Genomic DNA, 506 nt, shown 5'->3' with positions numbered 1-506 from the left:
TTCTCCATGCCTTCTTTGCGGCCGCGGGTCAAGATTTGCTCTAGTGTGCTCATGACATCTGGTATTATTTCGAGGTCTGTATTTTCAATAATTGCTCTGAATTCTTCTTCGGAGCGCTCTGCCACTCCGAGGATGTAATGGGTCAGTGCACTGATGCTAGCCTTGCCGTCTGCCCCTTCAAAAATAACCCTAAGATACTTAACAATCAAGTAGGGCTGATGCCGTAAGGATAAGGCGATGATAGCACTCCTGAAAAAGCTCAGGTCAAGCTGCAGCAGCTCCGCTGTGCTGAGCTGCGAGACGTCCTGAAATACAAAACTGAAATTCGGGATATAGGGCTGCAGCAGCTCAAGCTGTGGGTGGCCGGCAAAAAGCTCTGCGAGCGTAAGGGGCTCCCATTTCTCTTTTCCGTTATAAAATATGATGGGGAGCACCAGCTCCAGTTCCCGGCCTGCCTCTTTCACGGACCGCAGCATGAGCTCCATGATGTATAGCCCGACCTGCAA

General features: G+C 50.6%; 1 protein-coding gene. It reads right to left on the bottom strand.

The features are described 5' to 3' along the window. Positions 1–506, bottom strand: a 506-nt coding sequence (locus FRY97_RS22075) for an Rpn family recombination-promoting nuclease/putative transposase (protein ID WP_170254878.1), incomplete at both ends; no start/stop codon positions are given.

Source organism: Phaeodactylibacter luteus (assembly GCF_007993045.1).
GTDB classification, from domain to species: domain Bacteria; phylum Bacteroidota; class Bacteroidia; order Chitinophagales; family Saprospiraceae; genus Phaeodactylibacter; species Phaeodactylibacter luteus.
Note: the sequence above shows the minus strand (reverse complement) of the source record. Positions and strands in the feature narration are given on the sequence as shown.